Source organism: Falsiroseomonas sp. (assembly GCF_041690465.1).
Lineage (GTDB): Bacteria > Pseudomonadota > Alphaproteobacteria > Acetobacterales > Acetobacteraceae > Falsiroseomonas.
On the sequence record NZ_JAWLHG010000001.1, the window covers coordinates 1 to 23,221 of the forward strand.

Annotated in this window: 20 protein-coding genes; 9 read left to right on the top strand and 11 right to left on the bottom strand. The window is 73.2% G+C overall.

Annotated elements, in window-relative coordinates; all coding sequences use genetic code 11:
• Positions 1-272 (top strand): hypothetical protein (locus ACESM1_RS00005; RefSeq protein ID WP_372616686.1); only part of this gene is annotated, 272 nt, incomplete at its 5' end.
• Between the two features lie 24 nt (positions 273-296).
• On the opposite strand, the gene ACESM1_RS00010 is transcribed toward ACESM1_RS00005, so the two are convergent.
• On the bottom strand, positions 297-1,745 hold the full coding sequence (locus ACESM1_RS00010; protein WP_372616687.1) for a Rho termination factor N-terminal domain-containing protein: 1,449 nt from the start codon (positions 1,743-1,745) through the stop codon (positions 297-299).
• Between the two features lie 115 nt (positions 1,746-1,860).
• On the opposite strand from ACESM1_RS00010, the gene pgi reads away from it, so the two are divergent.
• From pgi to ACESM1_RS00025, 3 genes are all read left to right on the top strand, one after another.
• Positions 1,861-3,507 (top strand): glucose-6-phosphate isomerase, encoded by a 1,647-nt coding sequence (gene pgi / locus ACESM1_RS00015; protein ID WP_372616688.1) that lies wholly within the window; start codon positions 1,861-1,863, stop codon positions 3,505-3,507.
• Entirely contained in the window at positions 3,504-3,995 is a 492-nt protein-coding gene (locus ACESM1_RS00020; RefSeq protein ID WP_372616689.1) for an RNA pyrophosphohydrolase, read from the top strand. Before pgi ends, ACESM1_RS00020 begins: the two co-directional genes overlap by 4 nt.
• A 278-nt stretch (positions 3,996-4,273) precedes the next feature.
• A complete protein-coding gene (locus ACESM1_RS00025; RefSeq protein WP_372616690.1) occupies positions 4,274-5,776 on the top strand; it encodes a hypothetical protein in 1,503 nt (500 codons plus the stop codon).
• A 161-nt stretch (positions 5,777-5,937) separates the two neighbouring features.
• Here the strand turns inward: ACESM1_RS00025 and ACESM1_RS00030 are convergent, their stop codons facing one another.
• Positions 5,938-6,333 (bottom strand): hypothetical protein, encoded by a 396-nt coding sequence (locus ACESM1_RS00030; protein ID WP_372616691.1) that lies wholly within the window; start codon positions 6,331-6,333, stop codon positions 5,938-5,940.
• Between the two features lie 147 nt (positions 6,334-6,480).
• On the opposite strand from ACESM1_RS00030, the gene ACESM1_RS00035 reads away from it, so the two are divergent.
• Positions 6,481-7,062: a transposase gene (locus tag ACESM1_RS00035; RefSeq protein WP_372616692.1), complete on the top strand. Its 582-nt coding sequence runs from the start codon at positions 6,481-6,483 to the stop codon at positions 7,060-7,062.
• A 156-nt stretch (positions 7,063-7,218) separates the two neighbouring features.
• Complete coding sequence (locus ACESM1_RS00040) at positions 7,219-8,985, top strand: PAS domain S-box protein (RefSeq protein ID WP_372616693.1); 1,767 nt, start codon at positions 7,219-7,221, stop codon at positions 8,983-8,985.
• 28 nt (positions 8,986-9,013) lie between these two features.
• Here the strand turns inward: ACESM1_RS00040 and ACESM1_RS00045 are convergent, their stop codons facing one another.
• From ACESM1_RS00045 to ACESM1_RS00060, 4 genes are all read right to left on the bottom strand, one after another.
• The gene (locus tag ACESM1_RS00045; protein ID WP_372616694.1) at positions 9,014-9,514 is read right to left on the bottom strand and encodes a GNAT family N-acetyltransferase; all 501 of its coding nucleotides are present in this window, start codon (positions 9,512-9,514) and stop codon (positions 9,014-9,016) included.
• A 192-nt stretch (positions 9,515-9,706) separates the two neighbouring features.
• Positions 9,707-12,346 (bottom strand): TIGR02302 family protein, encoded by a 2,640-nt coding sequence (locus ACESM1_RS00050; protein WP_372616695.1) that lies wholly within the window; start codon positions 12,344-12,346, stop codon positions 9,707-9,709.
• A gap of 4 nt (positions 12,347-12,350) precedes the next feature.
• The gene (gene lysA / locus ACESM1_RS00055; protein WP_372616696.1) at positions 12,351-13,691 is read right to left on the bottom strand and encodes a diaminopimelate decarboxylase; all 1,341 of its coding nucleotides are present in this window, start codon (positions 13,689-13,691) and stop codon (positions 12,351-12,353) included.
• Positions 13,692-13,883: 192 nt separating this feature from the next.
• Positions 13,884-14,678 carry a Crp/Fnr family transcriptional regulator gene (locus ACESM1_RS00060; protein WP_372616697.1) on the bottom strand — a complete coding sequence of 265 codons (795 nt, stop codon included), beginning with the start codon at positions 14,676-14,678 and terminating at the stop codon, positions 13,884-13,886.
• 15 nt (positions 14,679-14,693) lie between these two features.
• Between ACESM1_RS00060 and ACESM1_RS00065 the strand changes: the two genes are divergently transcribed.
• On the top strand, positions 14,694-16,493 hold the full coding sequence (locus tag ACESM1_RS00065; protein WP_372616698.1) for an amidohydrolase: 1,800 nt from the start codon (positions 14,694-14,696) through the stop codon (positions 16,491-16,493).
• Between the two features lie 142 nt (positions 16,494-16,635).
• Here ACESM1_RS00065 and ACESM1_RS00070 read toward each other — a convergent pair whose 3' ends face one another.
• Entirely contained in the window at positions 16,636-16,794 is a 159-nt protein-coding gene (locus ACESM1_RS00070; protein WP_372616699.1) for a hypothetical protein, read from the bottom strand.
• Complete coding sequence (argH, locus tag ACESM1_RS00075) at positions 16,791-18,194, bottom strand: argininosuccinate lyase (RefSeq protein WP_372616700.1); 1,404 nt, start codon at positions 18,192-18,194, stop codon at positions 16,791-16,793. Before argH ends, ACESM1_RS00070 begins: the two co-directional genes overlap by 4 nt.
• 15 nt (positions 18,195-18,209) lie before the next feature.
• Here argH and ACESM1_RS00080 point away from each other — a divergent pair, with 15 nt between their 5' ends.
• Both ACESM1_RS00080 and ACESM1_RS00085 read left to right on the top strand, forming a co-directional pair.
• The gene (locus ACESM1_RS00080; protein ID WP_372616701.1) at positions 18,210-18,794 is read left to right on the top strand and encodes a TlpA family protein disulfide reductase; all 585 of its coding nucleotides are present in this window, start codon (positions 18,210-18,212) and stop codon (positions 18,792-18,794) included.
• Positions 18,795-18,808: 14 nt separating this feature from the next.
• Positions 18,809-20,074, top strand: coding sequence for an aminopeptidase (locus ACESM1_RS00085; RefSeq protein WP_372616702.1), 1,266 nt, complete (start codon positions 18,809-18,811; stop codon positions 20,072-20,074).
• A 7-nt stretch (positions 20,075-20,081) separates the two neighbouring features.
• On the opposite strand, the gene ACESM1_RS00090 is transcribed toward ACESM1_RS00085, so the two are convergent.
• The 3 genes from ACESM1_RS00090 to ACESM1_RS00100 are packed head-to-tail and all read right to left on the bottom strand — an operon-like array spanning position 20,082 to position 23,185.
• Positions 20,082-20,789: a sulfotransferase family 2 domain-containing protein gene (locus tag ACESM1_RS00090; protein WP_372616703.1), complete on the bottom strand. Its 708-nt coding sequence runs from the start codon at positions 20,787-20,789 to the stop codon at positions 20,082-20,084.
• A 29-nt stretch (positions 20,790-20,818) separates the two neighbouring features.
• Positions 20,819-21,559, bottom strand: a complete 741-nt coding sequence (locus ACESM1_RS00095; protein WP_372616704.1) for an SDR family NAD(P)-dependent oxidoreductase — start codon at positions 21,557-21,559, stop codon at positions 20,819-20,821.
• A 15-nt stretch (positions 21,560-21,574) separates the two neighbouring features.
• The gene (locus ACESM1_RS00100) at positions 21,575-23,185 is read right to left on the bottom strand and encodes a GMC family oxidoreductase (RefSeq protein ID WP_372616705.1); all 1,611 of its coding nucleotides are present in this window, start codon (positions 23,183-23,185) and stop codon (positions 21,575-21,577) included.
• Positions 23,186-23,221: the final 36 nt, after the last annotated feature.

Genomic DNA, 23,221 nt, shown 5'->3' on the forward strand with positions numbered 1-23,221 from the left:
CGATCACGCTGCGCCCCGACGGGGCCTGCCTGTCCAGCGCCCGGACCCTGGCCAGCATGACGCACAAGGACGCCCAGGGCGACACGACCGGCAGCTCGGGCCTCGACTCGGGCGACGACGCGCAGCGCCAGGGCACGTGGGCCGCCGACGGACGCCGGCTGATCATGCAGTGGGCCGACGGCGGCGGCGAGGAGTGGGAGTACGAGCTGGGCGGCGGCGCCATGCTGCTCAAGGGCTCGGGCCAGCCGAAGCTGTATCAGAAGGTGAACTGACCGGGCGCGGCTCGCGCGGCCCGATCACGCCTCGCCGATGGCCTCCAGCAGCTCCTGCTTGCTCATGGCGCTGCGGCCTCGGATCCCGAGCTCGCGCGCGCGCTCGAGCAGCTCGCGCTTGCTGCGGGCGCGCTGCGGGCGCGCGGGGGCGCCCTCCAGGGGGCGCGCGGGGGCGCCCACGCCGATCCACCGCTCCGCACCCGGCCCGGCCAGGCGGAACTCCGCCGCCAGCCGCGTGCCGGTCCGCAGCGCCCCGGTCACCGCCGCGACCAGCGCGCCACGGTCGTCGGGGTGGATGCCGCGCAGCGCGGCGCGCACCGGCACGCTGCGGAACCCCGCCGAGCCGGGCCCCGGCAGCCCCCAATCGGCGAACACATCGCCCGCCAGCGCCACCCGCGCGGTGCCGAGGTCGAGGTCCCACAGCCCGATCCCGCCGGATTGCTGCGCCGCCCGCAGCCGCGCCTCGCCCACCTGCAGCGAGGAGAGCAGGTGCAGCCGTTCCGACAGCGCCTCGGCCAGCGCGGCGCCGCGCTCCTCCGCCGCATGGATCGCCGCCGCCTCCCGCCGCCCGGCCCTGAGCGCCGCCGAGCCGAGCCCGCCGGCCAGCGCCACCGCCAGGCCGAACACCAGCCCGTTGCGCAGCAGCCGGCGGTGGAACGGCGCCAGCACATGGTCGCGCGAGATCGCCACCACCGCCATTGCCGGCATCGCCGGCGTCATGCGCCAGGCGACCAGCCGGACGGTGCCGTCCGGCCCGGTCTCCTCGGCGATGCCGGCATCGCCGGGCCGCGCCGGCTGCGGCGGCGGCGCCCGGGATGGGAGCGGCCAGCACATCAGCACCGCGCCGTCGGTGCGCACGAGCATCAGCTCCGCGCCCGGACCGAGATCGAGCTGGTCCGCCATGCGTCCGAACGCCTCCGCATGCAGCGAGGCCTGCACCATGCCGAGGAAGCGGCCGCCCTGGCGGATCGGCTCCGCCCAGCCGAAGAACCAGACGCCGCGATGCCCCTGCGTCAACCGCACCAGGTGCCCCTGCGCGCCGCCCGCGAGAGCGCGGAATTGCTCCTCGCCCGACATGTCGCGGCGTTCCGCCTCGCGGCTGATCGTCCAGGCGGCAAGCCGCCCCTCGGCATCCGTCACCCGCAGCGCGGCGACCTCCGGGGTCGTGCGGTCCAGCCTTGCGAATTCCGCCCAATGGTCGCCGGCGATCCCCGCCACCCCGTGGTGCTCCGCCATCTCCGCCGCCCGCGCGGCGGTGAGCTGCGCGATGCGCAGCGCCCGGTCGGCCTGCTCGGCGAGCAACGCGGCCGTGTTCTCCGCGCTGATGCGGCCGCCCTGCAGCGTCGCCTCGCGGTCGGCCAGCATGGCGAGGCCGAACAGCGCCCCGGCGATCAGCGCGAAGGCGCCGAGCGCCAGCCGCAGCCTTCGCCAGGCCGGCCCTGCGCTCGCCACCCCGTGTCGAGCCTCCGCCATCCCGTCCCTTCGCAGCGTCCTTCCCGGCCTGTATCTAGCCTAAGCTCGCGGCGCGGGACATCTGTTCGTGAGACGAACGGTTTCACGCGTTTCGGACACGTTTGGGAGAGGCGGCATGGGCGATCCCGCGGCTGGCGGCACGACGGACCCCGCAACGGCCTGGCAGGCGGTGCGCGCGCTCGCCGCCGCCCCCGGCGCGGCGGGGGTGCGCGCCCGGCTCGCGGCCGATCCGGATCGGTTCCGGCGGTTCAGCCATCGCGGCGCCGGCCTGCTGCTCGACCTCTCCCGCACCGCGCTGACCGAGGAGGTGCTGGCCGCCCTGCTCGCCTTCGCCCGCGCCCGCGGCGTCCTGGCCTTCCGCGACGCCATGGCCCGCGGCGAGCCAGTCAACGCCACCGAGCGCCGCGCCGCGCTCCACCTCGCCCTGCGCGCGCCGCCCGGCGCTTTCCGGACGGGCGCCGAGGACGCCTCCGCCGAGGTCCACGCCACCCTCGCCGCCATGCGGGCCTTCACCGGCGCCGTGCATGACGGCACCGCCCGCGGCGCCACCGGCGAGCGCTTCACCGACGTGGTGAACATCGGCATCGGCGGCTCAGACCTCGGCCCGGCCATGGCCACCCGCGCCCTCTGGCGCGCCGGCATGCCCCTGCGCGCGCACTACCTGGCGAATGTGGACGCGCATGCCTGGGCAGCGATCCGCGCCACGCTCGATCCCCGCACCACCCTCGTCCTCGTCGCCTCCAAGACCTTCACCACGCAGGAGACGATGGCCAATGCCCATCTGGTGCGGGCCTGGCTGGCGGACTCGCTCGGCGAGGCCGCTGCCGGGGCGCATCTCGCCGCGCTCTCCACCAACCTGCCCGCCACCGCCGCCTTCGGCATCCCGCCCGAGCGCGTCTTCGGCTTCCGCGACTGGGTCGGCGGCCGCTTCTCCCTCTGGTCCGCCGTCGGCCTCTCCATCGCGCTCGCCTGCGGCTGGGGGGTTTTCGCCGGCCTGCTCGCCGGCGCCCGCGCCATGGACGAGCACTTTCTTCGGTCCCCCGAAGCCGAGAACCTCCCCCTCCTGCTCGCCGCCACCGAGCTCTGGCACGTGGATGCGCTCGGCTACCCCGCCCGCGCCGTGCTGCCCTACGACGAGCGCCTCGCCCGCCTCCCCGCCCACCTGCAGCAGCTGGAGATGGAATCGCTCGGCAAGCGCGTCACGCTGGAGGGCGCCCCGGTGCCGATGCCCACCGGCCCCGTCGTCTTCGGCGAGCCCGGCACCAACGCGCAGCATTCCTTCATGCAGCTGATCCACCAGGGCACCACGCCGGTCCCGGTGGATTTCATCCTCACCGCCCGCCCCGACCACGCCCACGCCGCCAGCCACCGCATCCTGCTCGCCAATGCCCTCGCCCAGGCCGAGGCGCTCGCCCGCGGCCGCACCGAGGCCGAGGCCCGCGCCGGGATGCAATCCGCCGGCCTGCCGCCGGAGGAGATCGCCCGCCTCGCCCCCCACCGCACCTTCCCCGGCGACCGCCCCAGCGTCTCCATCCTGCTGCCCGCGCTGACGCCCGAAGCCCTCGGCGCCCTCATCGCGCTCTACGAGCACAAGGTCGCCTGCCTCGGCGCCTTCTGGGGCATCAACCCCTTCGACCAATGGGGCGTGGAGCTCGGCAAGCAGCTCGCCGGCGGCATCCTCCCCGCCCTCGAAGGCGGCCCTCCCGCGCAGGATCCCGCCACCGCCGGCATGATCGCCGAGATCAAGGCGCTCTGGCCGTGACCGACAAACCCTACCGGGACAATGTCGGCGCCCTGCTCTTCAACCCCGCCGGCCTGGTCCTCGTCGCCCGCCGTGCCGACCTGCCCAACGCCGAGGGCCGCGCCGGCGGCTGGCAGCTCCCCCAGGGCGGCGTGGACCCCGGCGAGGATCTGCGCATCGCCGTGCTGCGCGAGCTCGCCGAGGAGATCGGCACCGACAAGGCCGAGATCATCGAGGAACACCCGGACTGGCTGTCCTACGACTTCCCCCCCGAGCTGGCCGCCGGCGGCTTCCGCATCGCCCAGAGATACCGCGGCCAGCGCCAGCGCTGGTTCGCCCTGCGTTTCCTCGGCACCGACGCCGACATCCGCCTCGACGCCGACGCCCACCCCGAATTCGACGCCTGGCGCTGGGCCCGCCTCGAGGAACTGCCGGCGCTCGCCGTCAGCTTCAAGCGCGACATCTACCGCGAACTGACCCGCGCCTTCGCCCACCTCGCCGCGCGCTGAGCCGGCCAGGGGCTCCGCCCCCGCGACGCCTGCGTCGCACCCGTTGCCTTCGGCACTCCGCCCGTCCATGGCCCGATGCGCATGCGGCCGCCGGCGAAGCGGTGTTCCAATCGGCTCTACCCCTGGACAAGAAAGGCTGGGGGCGAGGATAAGCGCGGCCTTGCGCTGGATGCAGGCCGGAAGGCAGCGCCCGGCCGCACAGCCCCGGAACCGGGTCGAACCGCGGGCCCGATCGGAACTCCGGCCGCGGCCGGCGCCAGCCAGCCGAGGAGCACAGCATGCCCAGATCCGAGATCGCCGAAGCGAATGCCATCGTAGCGGCAGTCACCAACCTGCTGGAGATCGTCCAGGAGGAAGATGAGGACGACGTCCTGCTGCGGATCTACGCGGATGAGGAGACCTTCCGGCTGGCCCATCCGGACGCCGAGCACATCGACAACGCCCTGCACGCCCGCATCGTCAGGACCGCCGCGCGGGCGGCCTACCGGATGGGCTACGACGTCACCATCGTCCGGCTCCGTGCCGAGCCGATGAGGGCGTGGCTCGGGCAGCAGGCCTCGTCCGACGCCCGCCCCGAGGACTACCCTGGCGAGCCGGAGGACACGCTGTCGGGCGAGGCCGCGCTCCGGGCGCTGGGGCTGAACGCCGCCGACCTCAAGGAAGCGCCGCGCAAGCCCGCGCAGGGCCGCACGCTCGCCGCGCGCATCGCACGCTGGGCGACCAGCTCCGAAGCCGATGAGGGCCTGATCGGCGAGCTGACCGAGGAACTGCTCTCGCAGCGCCTGGATGGCGCGCTCGGCATCGTCGAGAAGATGCTCGAGCCGGAGGACTATGCCTATACCCGGCACGAGATCGACCTCACGGCCTCGGCCTGCATGCTGGGCGACAAGGGCAGGGAACGGGAGGCGCTGCTGTTCGTCAGCCCGGTCCTGCGTGACGGCGACGACCCGCGCGCGCCCGATGTTCCCATGGAGCTTCAGGGGCGGCTCACCGGCATTGCGCTGGATCCCTCCTTCGTGGAGCTCATCCTGGCGCCATACTGGATCCCCACCGCGTCCCTTGCGCGCCTGAAGCCGTCCGAGCTGCGCGAGGCTGCCGAGGCCCTGGCGAACGGGCTCGAGCCCCCGATCCAGCGGGCCTCTCCGGCCGACCGGGATGTGTGCCTGCTCGGCCTCACGCTCCCGATGGTCTCCCGGTCGGGCGACGACGACGACGAGGAGGACGCGGCAGGCGATCGCCTCGATGCCTGGCTGGCCGTCGTCGCGGACGCGGCCGGCGGGGGACGCGCGGAGCCGCCGCTCTCGCTCGGCCGGGCGCTCGATCTCCTCCGCCGGGTCAAGCTCGCCGTTCCCGACGATCCGGTCGGAGAGGATGAGGAGGAGGACGAGTCCGACGACGAGGATACCGAGGTCAGCGAGGCGTTGGTGGACGCCCTGATGGCACATCTCCGAGGCATCGGGGACGGCAGCGTCCTGCTGACCGGCGACGGGGCCGTGGCGATCCGGATCGCGGACGGCACGCCGGACATCGCGCCGGACGAGCTGCGCCAGCTGCTTGCCGATGCGTTGCTTGACGGCGGCGTCCTCTTCGTCGTGCCGGCGGCGCAGAGCGGGGCGGCGAGCCGGGGACACGCCTTCCTGCTCGAGGATGGCGAGGCGGAAGGCCTGTCGGCAGCGGATGCCGCGGCGGCGTTCCAGGACGAGGCGCCGGAGGATTGGACAGCGGCGCCCGCCGGTTGGGGGGATGCGCCCCCCCTCGACTACGACCCTGCCGTGCAATGACGACCACAGCCTTCCTGCCCATCACCGCGGCAGGGCGGCGAACCCGGCAGGGCATGAACGCAGCGGGGCGTTCGGTCCAATGACCGCTTTCGGCCGGTCGTGTCGGAACAGGATCGGTCGAAAGCGGCTGTTCCCCGACATGCACCGGCGTCCCTTCACCCTCACCGCCTGAGCCCCACCACCCATCCCAGCGCCTCCGCCCCGTCCCACCGCAGCCGCCACCAGGACAGCGCGCACCCCATCGGCACCGGCAGCCACGCGTAGCGCTCCGCCGCCACCGCGGCCGCCAGCCGCCCATCCAGCGCCTGCCGCGACAGCGCCCGTGCTGCCGCGCGCACCGCCGGCGGCACCGCCTCCTCCAGCGCCACCTTCACCGCCCGCCGCTCCACCGCCGCGCAGGCGCCCGGCGCGTCCTCCACCCAGCGCGGCGCGAGGAACACCACCGCCGCCATCGCCAGCGCCAGCCCGGCCATGACCCACGGCCAGCGCCGCCGGCGTCGCCCGCGCAGCCACGCTCCGTACCGCCCGCCCTGCCCCGACCACAGGTCACCACCCACGCCCCGGCTCCCTTCCAACCACGCCGCCACCGCTACCCGACAGCAACGCCCAACCGGAACCCCGCCCCGCCACAACGCGATGACACTTGTATTCTAGGAATAAGATCCGATACACTCTTCTTGATCGCCCGCGCGTCGGAGGCCCGCATGACCGCCCATTCCTTCCCCCTCCGGCCGACCCCTCGCCAGCCCTGGGCGCCAATGACCGATGCCGAATGGTCCCTCCTCGCCCCCATCCTCTACGGCGACGAGGCGCGCCGCCGCGGCCGCCCGCCCGCCGATGCCCGCCGCCTCTGGGACGCCATCTTCTGGGTCGCCTGCTCGCGCGGGCCGTGGCGCGAACTTCCGCCCGAACTCGGCCGCGCCGACACCGCCCACCGCGCGCTGCGCCGGCACGCCCGTACCGGCACGCTCGACCGCCTGCTGATCGCCGCCTCGCCCCACCCTCTCGCCGGCGGCGACTTCGCCTCCCTCGCCTGGCGCATCGCCCGCGCCTTCCGCCGCGTCGCGCGCCTGCTCACCATGGCGCAGCTGCTGCTGGCGAAGCGCCTCGGCCTGGCCACCGCCCTGCCCTGTGCGCCGGAACATCTTCCCAAGCCCTATTTGTCCGAAACCATCGCCCGCCTCGCCGCCTTCATCCGCATCGCCCGGCCGAAGCTGCTGCGCCACCTCATCCACCTGCACCGCGAACTCGAAGGCAACCGCCGCCGCTGGCGCCTGACGGATTGAGCGCGCGCCATGGCAACCGCCGATCGCGCTGCAATCGTGATCAGTGACGGGATTGCGAAGGCCCGCCGAGTCCCTGTCTCATGGCTGGTGATGCGAGCCATGGAGGGCGTGGGCTTGGCGACTGCCGGCCCCGATTGTATCGGCGCAGCGATAACCGTGCGCGCCACCCTGGACGCCCCCGCCATCGCGGGTGAGGCGCTGTACGTGCTGGATGCCGCCGGGCGCGTCCGCTTCGCCAGCCGCCAGGCCCTGGAGTGCTGGGACAGGTCGGCCGAGGAGGCCATCGGCCGCCACATCCGCGACCTCTCCCCCTCCGCCCGCGACCGCGATCCCGGCGCCGCCCTGCTCGCCGCGCTGGCGCAGCGGCACGAGGTGTCTCTCTGCGCGCCCTTGCCGCACACCGGCCGCTGGATCGAGCTGGCCGCCTATCCGACGCCGGAGGATGGCCTCACCGTCTGCTTCCGCGACATCGAGCATCGCCGCCGCGGCCATCTCGCCCAGGCCCGCGCCGAGGGCGCCCTGCGGGAAAGCGAGGCGCGCTTCCGCATCCTGGCCGAAAGCGCGCCGGTCATGCTCTGGATGGGCGACCAGGCCGGCAAGTGCCTCTACCTGAACCGCGCGCTGCGCGATTTCTGGGGCGTCGCCGAGGACGCCATCGCCGGCTTCGACTGGGGCACCACCACCCACCCTGAGGATGTCGCGCCGCTGTTCGACGCCTTCGGCCGCGGCATGCAGGCGCAATCCGGCTTCATCGTGCAGGCGCGCTACCGCCGGGCAGACGGCGCCTGGCGCACGCTGCGCACCGAGGCCCTGCCGCGCTTCGGCGAGGCCGGCGAGTTCCTCGGCATGATCGGCGTCAATGTGGACCTCACCGAGACGCTGGCGGCGGAGGCCGCGCTCCGCACCTCGGAGCGGCGGCTGCGCCTGGCGCAGGAAGCCGGCGGCATCGGCGCCTGGGAGCTCGATCTCGCCACCGGCGCGCGGCACTGGTCGCTTGGCTGCTACCGGCTCTGGGGCATCGAGCCGGGCACCCCGGTCACCGCGCCGCTGCTGCTCTCGATCATCCACCCCGAGGACCGCGAGCGCGCCCGCACCGTGGTGGCCGAGGCGGTCGGCCTGACCGGGCCGCTCCCGCCGCTGGAGACGCGCATCGTCCGGCCGGATGACGGCGCGGTGCGATGGATCCTCTCGACCGCGGAGGCGATCGTCGAGGAGGACGGGCGCAAGCAGCGCCACATCGGCGTGATGCGCGACGTCACCGAGCAGAAGGAGGCGATGGAGCGCCTGCGACTGCTGATGCGCGAGCTGGACCACCGCGCGCGCAATGCGCTGGCCGTGGTGCAGGCGGCGCTGCGCCTGACCCCGCGCGACGATCCGGACGCCTTCATCCGCGGCGTGGAGGGACGGGTCGCCGCGCTTGCACGCGCGCATGGCCTGCTCGCCGAAGGGCGCTGGCGCGGTGCCGAGTTGCGGGCGGTGGCGATGGGCGCCCTGACCCCCTTCCTCGGTCCCGCCGGCACCGCCGGGCCGGGCATCACCGTGGACGGGCCGCCGGTGCCGCTCGGCCCCGCCGCGGTGCAGGCGCTCTCCATGGCCTTCCACGAGCTTGCCACCAACGCCGCCAAGCACGGCGCCCTCTCGCGCCCCGGCGGCGAGGTCGCCATCGCCTGGGAGCGCCTGCCGCCGGAGGCGGCCGGTGCGCCCGGCAGCCTGCTGCTGCGGTGGGAGGAGCGCGGCGGCCCGCCGCTCGACTCGGCGCCGTCGCGGCGCGGCTTCGGCTCCTCCGTGGTGGAGGCGACCGTCGGGCGTCAGCTCGGCGGCGAGATCGCCACCCGATGGGAGGGCGAGGGCCTGCGCTGGCGGGTCACGCTGCCGCTCGACCGGCTGACCGCGACCGCCGGCGCCTGGGAAGCCACGGAGTGAGCGGGAGGACGCGGCCCGGTCGGGCCGCTCAGCGCAGGGCCAGCCGGAACACCTGCTCGCGCACCGGCACGCCCCAGGTGGTATCCAGCTGTTCCCGCTCCAGCCGGAAGCCCTGCGCCTCGTACAGGTGGCGGGCGATCAGCAGCTTGTCGAAGGTGGTCAGCCACACATCGTCGAAGCCGCGCTCGCGGCAGAATTCCACCGCATTCTCCAGGAGCTGTCGGCCGAGCCCGCCGCGGGCTTCCTGCTCTATGAAGAACCAGCGCAGCCGCGCGCTCGGCCGGCCGCGGCCGTCGATGGTGATGCAGCCCACCACGCGGGGGCCCGACAGCGCCACCCAGCTGCGGCAATCCGGGTGCGGCAGCGCGGCGGCGTACTCGCCGACATCGCTGGCCAGCATCGCCTCGAAGGGCAGGCCGAAGCCGTGGTGTTCGGCGTACCAGGCCGACTGCATCTCCACCATGCGGGCGAATGCCCCTGGTGGCGGCGCCGTGCTGATGGCGGCGGGCGCGCTGACCCTCAGCAGCATGGCCGGGCTCCGGATCCTGGTGCCAGGCGGATGGGGAACCGTCACCCGGGTGGCACCCACACCCGTTGGACGTGGCTTGCCCGCCGAACCTGCACGCATCCCGCGCATGTTAACGAACGAAACCACCCCAAGGATGCGCGCTTAGTAACCATCGCGCAAGGATCCCGCTGCGGAATCGATCCGCCGACGGCCTCAGAACCGCCGCAGCAGCCGGTCGATGTAGTCCAGTTCGTCCTGCGGCCGCTCGCGTTCGGCGCCGCGCTTGCGCAGTTCGTCCTGCAACCGGCGGGTGCGCAGCAGCTCCGCCTCGTCCGGCACGCGGGTATCGCTGCCATTGTCCTGCGCCCCCGCCGCCTCACGCGTGCGGCGGCCAAGCGGATCGCGTCCGGGTCCCTGGTCCTGCGCCTGGTCCTGGCCTTGGCCCTGGCCCTGGCCCTCGCCCATCATGTCCCCGAACTCCTCGCCCTCGCCTTCCCCTTCGCCCTGCTGCTGGCCGAACTGGCGCTGCATCTGCTGTGCCATCTGGCGCGAGCCCTCGACCAGCTCGCGGATGGCGCGCTGCTGCGCGTCGCGGGCGTCGTCGCCCTGCGCCAGCTGTTCCTGCGCCTCGCGCATCGCCTGGTCGGCACGGCCGAGCTGCGGGGGTACCTCGCCGGTCAGGTCGCCGAACTGCTGCATCACCTCGCCCAGCGCACGGCGCAGCGCGCGCTGCACGCGGGCTTCACGCTGCGCCTCGTTCTCCGCCTGCTCGGCCGCCTCGTCGCGGCGCTGCTGCTCCGCCTGCTGCTGCTCCGGCGTCTGGCGCTGCCAGGGCGCGCGGCGGCGCTGCTGCTCGGCGCGGCGTTCCGCCTCGCGCCGCTCCTCCTCGCTTTCGGCGCGGCGATGGCCGCTGTCCAGCATGCGGGCTTGGCGCTGCACCATGTCCTGCATCACGCCCATCTGCTGCTCGCCGCGCTGGCGCTGCTGGCGGCGGCGTTCCTGCTGCTCGTCGCGGGCGGTGCGGCCTTCCTCCAGCGCGCGCAGCATCTCCTCGAGCTCGGCGAGCTCCCGCTCGGCGTCCTCGGTGCGGTCCTGGCGGTTGGCCTCGCGCATGCGGTCGGTGCGGCGGTCGAGGTCGCGGCGGTCCATCAGGCGGTTCTGCGGGTCGAAGGGCATCGCCTCCGCATTCTCGCGCTGCAGCTGCTCGGCCAGCGCCTCCAGGTGGCGGCGGATGGCGTCGCGCAGCTCCTGGATGCGGCGCTCGGTCTCGGTGCGCTGCTCGGCGTTGCGCTCGCCATTCTCCTCCTGCTGCTGGCGCTGCGCTTCCTCCAGCGCCTCGCGCAGCGCCTCGCGCGCCTGCTGCAGGGCGCGCGCGGTGCGATCGGCGCGGCCCTCCTCCAGCGCGAGCGCGGTCTGCCACATGATCTCCTGCGCTTCCTCCACCGCCTCCGTCCGGCGGTCCCGAGCCAGGCGGTGGCGCGCGGCGCGCAGCGCGAGGAAGGTGGTGGTATCGTGCTCGAAGGCGTCCGGCGCCGCGGCCAGCCGGTCGAGCTCCCGCTGCGCCGCGGGCCGCCCCGCCGGATCGAGCGAGAGCGCCTTGCGCAGCGCGATCAGCGCCTGCGCGACCGGATGGGTGAAGCTGCGTTCCGGCAGCGTCAGCGCGGCGGTGGCGGAGACGCCTTCCTGCCCGGCGCCGTCGCGCGCGCGCAGCAGCACCTCCACATCCAGCCCCGCCCAGGGATGGGCCGAGAGATCGGGGTTGGCGGTGCCCCGCGCCTCGCGCGGCTGGCCGGCCGGCAGCGGGATCTCGACGACATGCGGCGCTGCCTGCGGGCGCGCCTTCAGGCGGATCTCGGCGGCGAGCGTCGCGACGCCCCAATCGTCCTCGGCCTGCCAGGGCAGGCGCAGCGCCAGCCCGCGCGGCGCGCGGCCGGGCGGCTCGGGGAAGGCGGCGCGCGGCGGCTGGTCGGCCTGCACGCTGAGCGTCCAGGCGGCGAGCTCGCTCGCGTCACGGCGGATCGCCAGCCTCGCACCTTGCTCCAGCACCGCCTCCGCGCCGAAGGAGCGGGCATCGAGGGTGCGGAAGGGCGTGGCCGCGCCGCCGACCACCAGCTCCGGCACGCCGCCGGTGCCGCCGGAGAGCGCGATCTGCAGCTTGCTGCCGGCCGGCACGGCGACATCGCCGCCGGCGGCGTCGAGGAACACGGGCGGCGCGCCGGTGTAGGCCGGCGGCGTGACCCAGGCTTCCAGCCTGAGCGGCGGCGGCGCCGCGGCGATGGCGACATCGGGCGTGACGGCACGGCGCAGCCGCTCCGGCGCTTCCGCCCCGGCGATCACCAGCGCGACGAGAAGCGAGAGGCCGAGCGCGGCGCGCAGCGCGATGGGGTCGCGCTTCGCCAGCCCCGGCCGCGGCAGTCCCACGCGCAGCCGGCGGACGGAGCCGAGCACGCGCGCCCGGTGCACCTCCCACACCGCCTGCGCCACCGGGTCGTTCCCGGCGGGCCGGTCGGCGAGGGCTGCGAGCGGGCGGTGGCGCAGCGCGGAGTTGCGCTCCAGCCGCCGGTCGGCGGGATCGTCGCCGGGCCAGCGGAAGCCGCGGAAGCCTTGGCGCAGCGCCAGCCCGAAGGCCACGAGGAAGCCGGCGGCGAGCAGCATCTTGGCCCAGCCGGGCAGCACCAGCGGCAGGCCGAGCAGCGCCAGTGTCAGGAACAGCCCGAGCACACCCAGCGCCGGCCAGATGGCGGGCCAGATCGCCTCCCAGGCCAGGGCCAGCCGCGCCAGGGTCCGTCGCCGCGCGAGCGGCGCAGCCTCAAGGTTCCGGGTGAGCGGGGCGAGCGGGTCGGGCTGTGTCACGCGGTCACATCCAAGCCGGCAGGCGCTGGCCGGCGAGCAGGGCCTCCTGCGTCTGGCGTTCGCGCACCACGGCGAAGCGGGCGCCATCCACCAGGACCTCGGCGGCCAACGGTCTGGCGTTATAGGTGCTGCTCATCGCGGCTCCGTATGCCCCCGCATCGAGGAACGCCACGAGGCTACCCGGTTCGAGGCGGGGAAGGCCACGATTTCGCGCGAAGGTGTCGCCGGTCTCGCAGACCGGGCCGACCACGTCGCAGGGCGAGACAGGGGCGACATGATCCGCCGGCGAGACGGGCAGGATGCCATGCCAGGCCTCGTACATCGCCGGCCGCACCAGGTCGTTCATCGCCGCGTCGAGGATCACGAAGCGGCGCGAACCTGTGTGCTTCTCGATGATGACGGCCGCGAGCAGCACGCCGGCCGGGCCGCTGATCCAGCGGCCGGGCTCCACCATCAGCTTCACGCCGAGATTGCCGAGCGTGTTGCGGATCGCGCCGGCCAGCGCCGCGGGCGCGGGGGCGGGCTCATGCCGGTAGGGGATGCCGAGGCCGCCGCCACAATCCACCCGCTCCACCGCCAGGCCCTGGGCGCGGAGCGCGAGGACCAGCTCGGCCAGCGCGCGATAGGCGGCGGCGTAGGCGGACATGCCCGCGGTGATCTGGCTGCCGATATGCACCGCGACGCCGACCGGGCGCAGGCCCGGCGTCGCCGCCATGCGGGCATAGAGGTCGGGTGCGTCCTCGATGGCGACGCCGAACTTGTTCCCGCTCTTGCCGGTGGTGATCTTGGCGTGGGTCTTGGGGTCCACGTCGGGGTTCACGCGCAGCGCGACATCCGCGGTAACGCCGAGTTCGGTGGCGACGGCGGAGATCATCGCGACCTCCTCCGCGCTCTCGGCGTTGATCTGGCCGACGCCGCGGGACAGTGCGAAGCGCAGTTCACCGGGCGTCTTGCCGACGCCGGAGAAGACGACATGGGCGGGCGCGATGCCGGCGGCCAGCGCCAGGCGCAGCTCGCCCTCGGAGACGATGTCGGCGCCGGCCCCCTCGGCGGCGAGGGTGCGCAGCACGGCAAGGTTGGGGTTGGCCTTGACCGCGAAATGGATCTCCGCGCCGAGCTGTGCCTCATCCAGCGCATCGCGCAGCGCGCGGTAGCGGCGGCGCAGCGTGCCGGCGGAATAGACCCATGTCGGCGTGCCGACCTCGCGCGCGATGCGGGCGAGCGGCACCTCCTCCATGGTCAGCCCGTCATGCGCGTGCTGGGCGAGGTGCGGGCGGCCGGCGAGAAGCTCGGCGAAGGAGGGATCGGCGTCGTCGGTGAGGAGCGCGGGGGCGGGGGAGGCCATTTGCTCAGAATGGGATGGCCGGCGCCGTTCGGGAAGGGAGCGGCCGGTTCGGTGCTGCCTCGGTCGCATCAGATGCCGCCTCATCGGCGTGCGACAGCCAGCACGGCGCGGCGGCGCAGGTGGGCGTGCCCGACGCGCGGGGCGACGACTTCGCCGATGCCCTACTCGGCACCGCCGGCATGGCCTTTCGGCTCATCCATAGGCGAAGTGCGCCAGCCCAGCCGCGTCGAGAACCGCGATCCGCTGGTGGCGCAATGCGACCAGGCCCCGCGCATCGAAAGCCGAGAGCGCCCGCACGACCGAGCGGCGCGAGGCATTCGCCATCTCGGCCAGTTCCGCCTGGCGCAGACGAAAGCCCATGGGATCCTCCGGACGCTCGCCCTCGTCGGCGCGGGTCACCCTCAACAGGGTCGCAGCAATGCGCCGGTCGGCCTTCGGTATCAGCAGGTCGCTCACCGTGCGGACCGCGACCCCCATGTTGATGCTCCCGAGATCGGCAAAGGCCCGCGCAGCGGCCACGCTCGTCGCGGTCAACTCGCGCACCGCCGCGAGCGGCAGGTGCAGGGCGGCCGAGCTTTCCATCGCCCGGAAGCTCAGCATGCGGCGCCGCCCGGCAACGAGCGGGCCCTGTCCGAACCATAGGCCGGCCCGCACGATGGTGGCGACAGCAGGGCTCGCGAGCCCGGTCGCGACATAGATCGCGAAGCTGCCGCGCGCGATGCCATAGATGCCGCCCGCGACGTCACCGGCATGGAAGACGAACGCGTTCGCGGCGAAGCTCACCGGCCGGGCGCGGTCAAGGACTGCCCGACGGAAGGTCGGGTCGCATCCGGCAAGCCATCCGCGCGACGTCAGTACCGCCTCGATCCCCGAGCGCTCCATCTGCTCCTCTTCTGGACAAAGCTTAACCCATTCTGCGCCATTTGGCGCAAATCGGCGCAGCGACCGCTGCCACGATTCGTCCCGGCGCGCGATCCGGCGCGCCATTCAGGGAGCCCCGCCATGTGCCTGGCCTGCAGCCCCTTCGGCAGCGTCTTGCATGCGCCGCCCGCCGCCTCGCGCCGCGGCGTGCTGGGCGGCATGGGGCGCCTTGCGCTCGGCGCCGGTGCGGTGGGCTTCGGCAGCCTGCTGCGCTGCGCCCAGGCGCAGACGCCGCCCGACCCATCCGGCGCAGCCGACCTGATCTACAGCGGTGGCCCGATCGTCACCGTCAACGACGCCCAGCCCTCGGTGGAGGCGGTCGCGGTGCGTGGCGGGCGCATCCTCGCCCTCGGCACGCGCCAGCAGATCGAGGCGACGCGCGGGCCGGGGACGCGGATGGTGAACCTCGAGGGCCGCGCCCTGCTGCCGGGCTTCGTCGATCCGCACGGCCATGTCGTGATGGTCGGCCTGCAGGCGGTCGGCGCCAACCTGCTTCCCGCCCCGGATGGCGAGGGCAACGACATCCCCGCCCTCATCCGCATCCTGCGCGACTGGGCGGGGCGCAACGCTGCCGGCGTGCGGCGCTACAACCTCATCTTCGGCTTCGGCTATGACGACAGCCAGCTGCGCGAGGGGCGCCACCCCACCCGCGACGAGCTCGACCAGGTCTCCACCGAGTTCCCGGTGCTGATCGTGCACGCCTCCTCCCACCTGGCCGCGGCGAATTCGAAGGCGCTGGAGCTTGCGGGCGTGACGGCAGCGAGGCCCGACCCGACAGGCGGCGTGTTCCGCCGCCGCGCCGGCACGCGCGAGCCCGACGGTGTGATGGAGGAGAACGCGATGATCGCCGTGGCCGGGCCGCTGCTCGGCCGGCTCGACGAGGCGGCGTGGCTCTCGATGATCCGCGCAGGGTCGGAGTTCTACGCCTCCTTCGGCTACACGACCTGCCAGGAGGGCCGCGCCATGGGCCCGGTCGTGGGCCGGCTCACCGAGGCGGCGGATCGCGGCCTGCTGGCGGTGGACGTTGTCGCCTATCCCGACATCCTCGGCGCCGCCGACCAGCTTGGCGGTGCGCTGCACGGCCGCGCCTATCGCAATCGGCTGCGCATCGGCGGTGCCAAGCTCTCGCTCGACGGCTCGCCGCAGGGCAAGACGGCCTGGCTGTCGCGCCCCTACCACGTGCCGCCGCCGGGTGCCGGGCCGGACTATCGCGGCCTGCAGACCGCGCCGACCGACGCGACGATCGAGGCGGTCTCGCGCTGCTTCGAGCTCAACTGGCAGATCCTCATGCACGCCAATGGCGATGCCGCGATCGACCTGATGATCGCCGCGGTGCGCGAGGCGACGCGACGGCACGGCCCTGGCGACCGCCGCCCGGTGATGATCCACGGCCAGACGCTGCGCGAGGACCAGGTGGACCCGTTGCGGGAGCTCGGCATCTTCCCGGCGCTGTTCCCGATGCACACCTTCTACTGGGGCGACTTCCACCGCGACTCCGTGCTCGGCCCCGAGCGGGCGGAGAACATCTCGCCGACCGGCTGGCTGATGAGCCGCGGCATGATGTTCACCTCCCACCACGATGCGCCGGTTGCGCGGCCGGATTCCATGCGCGTGCTGAGTGCCACCGTGTCGCGGCGGTCGCGGACCGGCGACATCATCGGCCCGCGGCATCGCGTGCCGGTGATGACGGCGCTGAAGGCGATGACGATCTGGTCGGCGCACCAGCATTTCGAGGAGGCGACGAAAGGCTCCATCGAGGTGGGCAAGCTCGCCGACTTCGTGGTGCTGTCGGACAACCCGATGACAGCGGACCCGGAGCGGCTGGCCGAGTTGCGGGTAACCGAGACGATCAAGGAGGGTGTGAGCGTCTACCGTTCGTGAGTCATGGCGCCCGACCGCGGTGGTTGCGCTGCCGGCGCTGACCGGCTGCGCGACCGATGTGGGCATCGCGGCGTTCCATGAGGTCGGGGTGGCCGCCGATCTCCGGGTTGGACCCCGAAGCGAGACGCGACCGCCGCTTCCCCTATCGCGGCTGCGCCGCCGGCGCCGGCGGGCGCTCCGGCGCCGGGTAGGTGCGGGGGAAGGTCACCTCCTCGGGCGGGCCGGGCGGGCGGATGGGGCCCACCCGGCCGCAGGCGGCCAGCAGCAGCGCCACCGCACCCAGGACGAGAAGCGGCCTCATGCCAGCCTTTCCTTCCACTCCGCCGCCATCGCCGCAACATTCGCCGGCGCGGTGCCGCCATGGCTGGTGCGGGAGCGCACCGAGGCGGCGACGCTCAGCACGCCGAACACGCCCTCATGGATACGCGGCTCCACCGCCTGCATCTCGCCGATGGTCAGTCCCGCCAGGTCCACGCCAATCTGCTCGGCCTTCGCGACCAGCTTGCCGGTGGCGTGGTGCGCATCGCGGAAGGGCATCTTCAGATCGCGCACCAGCCAATCGGCCAGGTCCGTCGCGGTGGAGAAGCCGGCGCCGGCGGCCTCGGCGAGCCGTCCCACCTGCGGCTGCATGTCGCGCACCATGCCGCCGATGGCGGCGAGCGCGAGGGCCAGGTTCTCGGCGGCGTCGAAGACCGGTTCCTTGTCCTCCTGCATGTCCTTGAAATAGGTCATGGCGAGGCCCTTCATCACCGTCAGCAGGGCGACGAGGTTGCCGATCATCCGCCCGGTCTTGCCACGCACCAGCTCCGCCGCATCCGGGTTGCGCTTCTGCGGCATGATCGAGCTGCCGGTGGTGAAGGCGTCGGTCAGCTTGACGAAGCCGAAATAGGGGTTGGTCCAGATCACGATCTCCTCCGCGAAGCGGCTGAGATGCGTGGCGCACATGGCGCAGGCGAACAGGAACTCGGCGGCGAAGTCGCGGCTGGCCACGCTGTCCAGGCTGTTGCGCGTCGGGGAATCGAAGCCCAGCGACTGCGCGGTCATGTGGCGGTCGATGGGGAAGCCGGTGCCGCACAATGCCGCCGCCCCCAGCGGGCACTCGTTGAGCCGCCTGCGGCAATCGGCCAGCCGGCCGCGATCGCGGGAGAGCATCTCGACATAGGCCAGCAGGTGGTGGCCGAAGGTGGTGGGCTGGGCCGGCTGCAGATGGGTGAAGCCCGGCATCACCGTGCCGGCATGCTCCGCCGCGCGCTCCACCAGGGCGCGCATGACGTCGGCGACCTGCGCATCGAGCCCGTCGATGGCGTCGCGCACCCAGAGGCGGACGTCGAGCGCCACCTGGTCGTTGCGGCTGCGGCCGGTGTGCAGGCGCTTGCCGGCCTCGCCGATGCGCTCGGTCAGGCGGGCCTCGATGTTCATGTGGATGTCCTCGAGGGCCTCGGAGAAGGCAAAGTTTCCCGAGTTGATCTCCTGCCCGATTTCCTCGAGCCCGCGGCGGATGGCAGCCTCGTCCTCGGCGGAGATGATCCCTACATGCGCCAGCATGGCGGCGTGGGCGAGGCTTCCCCTGATGTCCTGGCGCCACATCTTGCGGTCGAAGCCGATGGAGGCGTTGATCTCGCGCATGATCGCGCCCGGCCCCTCGGCGTAGCGGCCGCCCCACAGGGAGTTGGAACCGGTGTTCTTCGTCTCGTCGCCCACGGAAGAGGTCGTCCTGTGCTGAATGCGCCGCGCCGGAAGCTGCTGGCCCTCGGGATGGGCGCGACCCTGGCCACCCTGGCCGTTCCGCGTCAATCCTCCGCCGCCGGGGATGGCGGGCTGTCCAAGCTGCGCGAGACGCCGGAAGGCCGCCCGCTGCCGGATGGCCTCGTCTTCCAGGACGCCGAGGGCCGGGAGGCGCGCTTCGGCAGCTTCCGCGGCAAGGGGCTGGTGGTGAATTTCTGGGCCACCTGGTGCCCGCCCTGCGTCGCCGAGATGCCGGCGCTCGACCGCGCCCATGCCGCGCTGGTCCGCGACGGGATCGAGGTGCTGGCGCTGTCCTCCGACCGCGGCGGGCGGGCGCAGGTGGAGCCCTTCTACCGCCGCACCGGCCTGCAGCACATGGCGATGTGGTTCGATACGCGCGGCGCGACCGGCCGCGCGCTCGGCATCCGCGGCCTGCCCACCACGCTGATCCTCGACCGTCGCGGCCAGGAGGTTGCGCGCCTGGAGGGCGAGGCGGAATGGGACCGGCCGGAGATGCTCGCCGCCATCCGCCGCCTGGTCGGCGGCAGCACCGCCCCAACCGGCACCAACACCTGACACGGGAACCCCCCATGCCCGACGACGCCCACCCCGCCACCACCTTCGAGGCCCGGCTCGACAAGCTCGCCATGCTCGGCGTGCGCGTGGGGCTGAACCTGCGCGCCGGGCAGGAGCTGGTGATGACCGCGCCGCTCGACGCCATGCCGCTGGTGCGCCGCATCGTCGAGCACGCCTACAAGGCGGGCGCGACGCTGGTGACGCCGTTGATCTCCGACGATGCGGTGGCGCTGGCGCGCTACCGCCACGCACATCCCGACGCGGCCTTCGACGTCGCGCCCGGCTGGCTGTTCAACGCCATGGCCGAGGCCTTCAAGGGCGGCGCCGCGCGGCTGGCGGTGGTCGGCGACGACCCGACGCTGCTCTCGGCCGAGGACCCGGAGAAGGTGGCGCGTGCCAACAAGGCGCGCAGCATCGCCTATCGCCCGGCGCTGGAGCTGATCACCGGCTTCGCCATCAACTGGAACCTGGTGCCCGCCGCCACACCCGGCTGGGCGCGCCAGGTGTTCCCCGACCTGCCGGAGGCGCAGGCGGTGGAGCGCCTGTGGGACGCGATCTTCGCCGCCTGCCGCGTGGATGTGGCGGACCCGGTGGCGGAATGGGCGCGCCACAACGCGACGCTGCGCGCGCGCAGGGAGTTCCTGAACGGCAAGGATTTTTCGGCGTTGCACTTCCGGGGGGCCGGCACCGATCTGCGCGTCGGCCTGGCAGAGGGGCATCTGTGGTGTGGCGGCGCCGAGGAAGCCAAGAACGGCATCGTCTGCAACCCGAACATCCCGACCGAGGAAGTGTTCACCACGCCGCATGCGCTGCGGGTGGAGGGCGCGGTGCGCTCCACCAAGCCGCTCGCCTACCAGGGCACGCTGATCGAGGACATCGCCGTGCGCTTCGAGGGCGGGCGCATCGTGGAGGCGAATGCAACGCGCGGCGCCGAGGTGCTGCGCAAGGTGATCGGCACTGACGAAGGCGCGGCGCGGCTGGGTGAGGTGGCGCTGGTGCCGCATTCCTCGCCGATCTCGGCGAGTGGGCTGCTGTTCCGCAACACGCTGTTCGACGAGAACGCCGCCAGCCATATCGCGCTCGGCCAGGCCTACACGACGTGCCTGCGCGACAGCGCGGGCGTGCCGATGGAGGCGCTGGCGAAGCGCGGCGCGAACGCCTCGCTGATCCACATCGACTGGATGATCGGATCGGGCGAGGTGGATGTGGACGGGATCACGCAGGGCGGCGAGGCGGAGCCGCTGATGCGGAAGGGGGAGTTCGTGGCGGGGCCGGTGTGAGGGCGCCTCAATCGTAGCCGAACGCCTCGAAATCCTCGCGGAACCAGTCGCGAATCACTGCGCGGTCCGGCTCCGGCAACGCCGCGGGGGTGACGAGCTTGCGCTCCGTGACGTTCAGGTGCGGCAGCACGATGTCGCAGCCGAGGCGCCCGCCGATCTCCGGCAGGCGCTGCTCGATCTCCTCCAGCCGGAAGGCCTCTGCCGTGCCGGAGGCGCCGCGGAGGCGGGAGAGCTGCGTGCGGCAGGCGATCGACTTCCGCGTGGCGGGATGCCGCAGGAAGCCGCCGAAATCCTCGGTTTCGAGGAAGGCGCGCGAGGTCTCCCAGCGCAGCTGCTCATGCGCCGGCGCCAGCTCGGCCCGGCGTGCCCGCGCCTCCTCGACCGGGATGCCGTGGCTGCGCGACCAGGTGTCGAGGACGCGGGCGGTGAAGTTGTAGAGCGAGCAGATGCGGGCGGCGGGATGCCGCACCAGCGCGAAGGCATACATGCCGCGGAGCAGATCGGCGCCGCAGACACGCTCCACATCGGCCAGCGCGCTGTGCTTTGAGAGGCCGAAGCGCTGGCGGTAGTGACCGTCGATGATCTGGCCGAAGCGCGTGCTGCCGAGCAGCAGGTCGTTCCACTGCAGGCGGGGCTCCAGCGCGGCCTCCATGCTGGTGCCGCCTGCCTTGTGGATGTGGATGAACACGAAGCCGCGCGAGAGGCAGATGATCACCGCTTCACCTCAGCCGCTCGGCGTCACCGTCACGTTTCCGCGCCTCCATTCACCGCGATCATCTGCCCGTTGACATAGGCGCCGCCCTCACTGGCCAGCATGCGCACCACCGTGGCCACCTCCGCCGGGGTGCCCATGCGGCCCATCGGGACCTTGGCGACATAGCCAGAGCGGCTGTTGGCCTCGCCCGGCACGTCGTCGTCCGCGGCGATCGGACCCGGCGAGATGGCGTTCACCGTCACGCCCGCCGTCGCGAACTCCTTCGCCAGCGACTTGGTCAGGCCCCAAAGCCCGTGCTTCGCAACCGACACCGGCGCGCGGCCGGAATAGCCGTGGATGGCGTTCATGCCGGTGAAGTTCACGATGCGGCCCCAGCCGCGCTCGATCATGCCCGGCAGGCAGGCCTGGGAGAGCCAGATCGCCGCCTCCATGTCCACCGCAAGAACCCGGCGCCAATCGTCCAGTGTGCTCTCGAGGAAGGGTTTCGCGGGGCGCAGCGCGGCATTGTTCACCAGCACGTCCACCGCGCCGAACTCGGCGATCGCGGCATCGGCGATGCGGCGGCAGCCCTCCGGCGAGCCGACATCGCCCATCACCACCACCGCCTCGGCGCCATAGGCGCGCACCGCCTCGGCCACCCTCTCGCACGCTGTCTGGTCGGAGGAGCCGTTGATGGCGATGTCGAAGCCGTCCTGCGCCAGGCCGAGCGCGACGGCGCGGCCGATATTGCGCCCGGCGCCGGTGATCAGCGCGGCCTTGCGTGTGGGCATGCTCGTCTCTCCCGCTCAGCCGGCGCGGCGCAGGAACTCCGCGCAGCGCTCGCCGACCATCAGCGCAGCCGGCTGGATATTCGGAGACGGGATCAAGGGGAAGACCGAGGCATCGGCAATCCGCAGCCCCTCCACGCCGCGCAGGCGCAATTCCGGGTCCACCACGGCGCGGTCGTCGCTGCCCATGCGGGCGGTGCCGCAGGGGTGGAAGACGGTGCTGGCGGTGGCGCGGATGTTGGCCTCGATCGCCGCATCCGTGGTCGCGTCGGGGCCGGGGCGCAGTTCCTCTTCGATCAGGTCGCGCAAGGGCGCCTGCTGCGCGATGCGGCGGCAGATCTGCGCCGCGCCGAGCATCACGCGCAGGTCGTTCGGGTGCTCCAGGTAGTTCGGGCGGATCACCGGCGGATCGGCGGGGTCGGGGCTGCGGAGCGTCAGCGTGCCGCGGCTGTCGGGGCGGCAGGCGCCGTAGTTCAGCATGATGCCGGGGAAGGGCGTCAGGCCCTGGCGGTAGTCGAAGGTGGCGAAGTTGATGAAGAGAAGCTGCGCCTCCGCCTCCTCCGCGCCGGGCGTGACGCGGACGAAGCCGCTCGCCTCGCCGGCGCCGACCGCGAGCGGGCCCGACTTGCGCAGCAGCCAGTCGAGCCCGATGGCGGCCTGGCGGAAGCGGCTGCGGATGATCTCGTTCAGCGTGCCGCACGGGCGGGTGCGCCAGATGAACTTGGCGATCAGGTGGTCCTGCAGGTTGCGCCCGACATCGGGGCTGTGCGCGACGACGGGGATGCCCATCGCCTGCAGCGCCTCGCCATCGCCGATGCCCGACAGCATCAGCAGCTTCGGCGTCTCCAGCGAGCCGGCGGAGAGCACGACGCAGCGCCGCGCGCGGAACTCGCCCTGCGCGGTGGCGAGGCCGACGGCGCGCTTGCCCTCGAAGATCAGCCGATGCGCCTGGATGCCGGTGCGCACCTCGAGGTTCGGGCGCTTCATCGCCGGGCGCAGATAGGTGCGCGCGGAGGAGGAGCGGAAGCGTCCGTCCACGTTGAGCTGCACCGGCCCCACGCCCTCGATCGAGCCGCCATCGTTCACGTCGCGCAGGCGCTTGAGGCCGGCGGCGACGGCGGCATCCACGAAGGCCTGCGTCGCTGGCGCCATGCGCCGCGGCTCCATCACGCGGATCGGGCCGTCGCTGCCGCGCGCCTCGGAGGGCGGGCCGAGCCAGGTTTCCATCCGGCGGAAGGCGGGGGCGACATCCTCGTAGGACCAGCCGCGCGCGCCGGCCTGCGCCCAGCGGTCGTAATCGTGCGGCGATCCCCGCAGGAACACCAGGCCATTCACGCTGCCGGAGCCGCCGAGCACGCGGCCGCGCGGCCAGTGGATCTGCCGGTCGCCGAGCGCCGGCTCGGGCTCGGTGGTGAATTTCGGGTCGTAGCGCTGGCTGCCGAACAGGCGGGCATAGCCGGCGGGCAGGTGGATCCAGGGGCTGTCATCCGGCGGCCCGGCTTCCAGCAGCAGCACGCTTGTGCCGGCATCCTCGGAGAGCCTGGCCGCGACCACGCAGCCGGCGGAGCCGCCGCCGACGACGATGATGTCGGCTTCGCCGACCGCGGCCGATTCAGACCTCCGGGCCATTCGACCCTCCGGTCATCGGACGCGTGATGACATCCG

Coding starts and splice junctions, on each gene's coding strand:
- ACESM1_RS00010 (WP_372616687.1), bottom strand. CDS start 1,745: ATGGCGGAGGCTCGACACGGGGTGGCGAGCGCAGGGCCGGCCTGGCGA.
- pgi (WP_372616688.1), top strand. CDS start 1,861: ATGGGCGATCCCGCGGCTGGCGGCACGACGGACCCCGCAACGGCCTGG.
- ACESM1_RS00025 (WP_372616690.1), top strand. CDS start 4,274: ATGCCCAGATCCGAGATCGCCGAAGCGAATGCCATCGTAGCGGCAGTC.
- ACESM1_RS00035 (WP_372616692.1), top strand. CDS start 6,481: ATGACCGCCCATTCCTTCCCCCTCCGGCCGACCCCTCGCCAGCCCTGG.
- ACESM1_RS00045 (WP_372616694.1), bottom strand. CDS start 9,514: ATGCTGCTGAGGGTCAGCGCGCCCGCCGCCATCAGCACGGCGCCGCCA.
- lysA (WP_372616696.1), bottom strand. CDS start 13,691: ATGGCCTCCCCCGCCCCCGCGCTCCTCACCGACGACGCCGATCCCTCC.
- ACESM1_RS00060 (WP_372616697.1), bottom strand. CDS start 14,678: ATGGCGCGCCGGATCGCGCGCCGGGACGAATCGTGGCAGCGGTCGCTG.
- ACESM1_RS00065 (WP_372616698.1), top strand. CDS start 14,694: ATGTGCCTGGCCTGCAGCCCCTTCGGCAGCGTCTTGCATGCGCCGCCC.
- ACESM1_RS00070 (WP_372616699.1), bottom strand. CDS start 16,794: ATGAGGCCGCTTCTCGTCCTGGGTGCGGTGGCGCTGCTGCTGGCCGCC.
- ACESM1_RS00085 (WP_372616702.1), top strand. CDS start 18,809: ATGCCCGACGACGCCCACCCCGCCACCACCTTCGAGGCCCGGCTCGAC.
- ACESM1_RS00095 (WP_372616704.1), bottom strand. CDS start 21,559: ATGCCCACACGCAAGGCCGCGCTGATCACCGGCGCCGGGCGCAATATC.
- ACESM1_RS00100 (WP_372616705.1), bottom strand. CDS start 23,185: ATGGCCCGGAGGTCTGAATCGGCCGCGGTCGGCGAAGCCGACATCATC.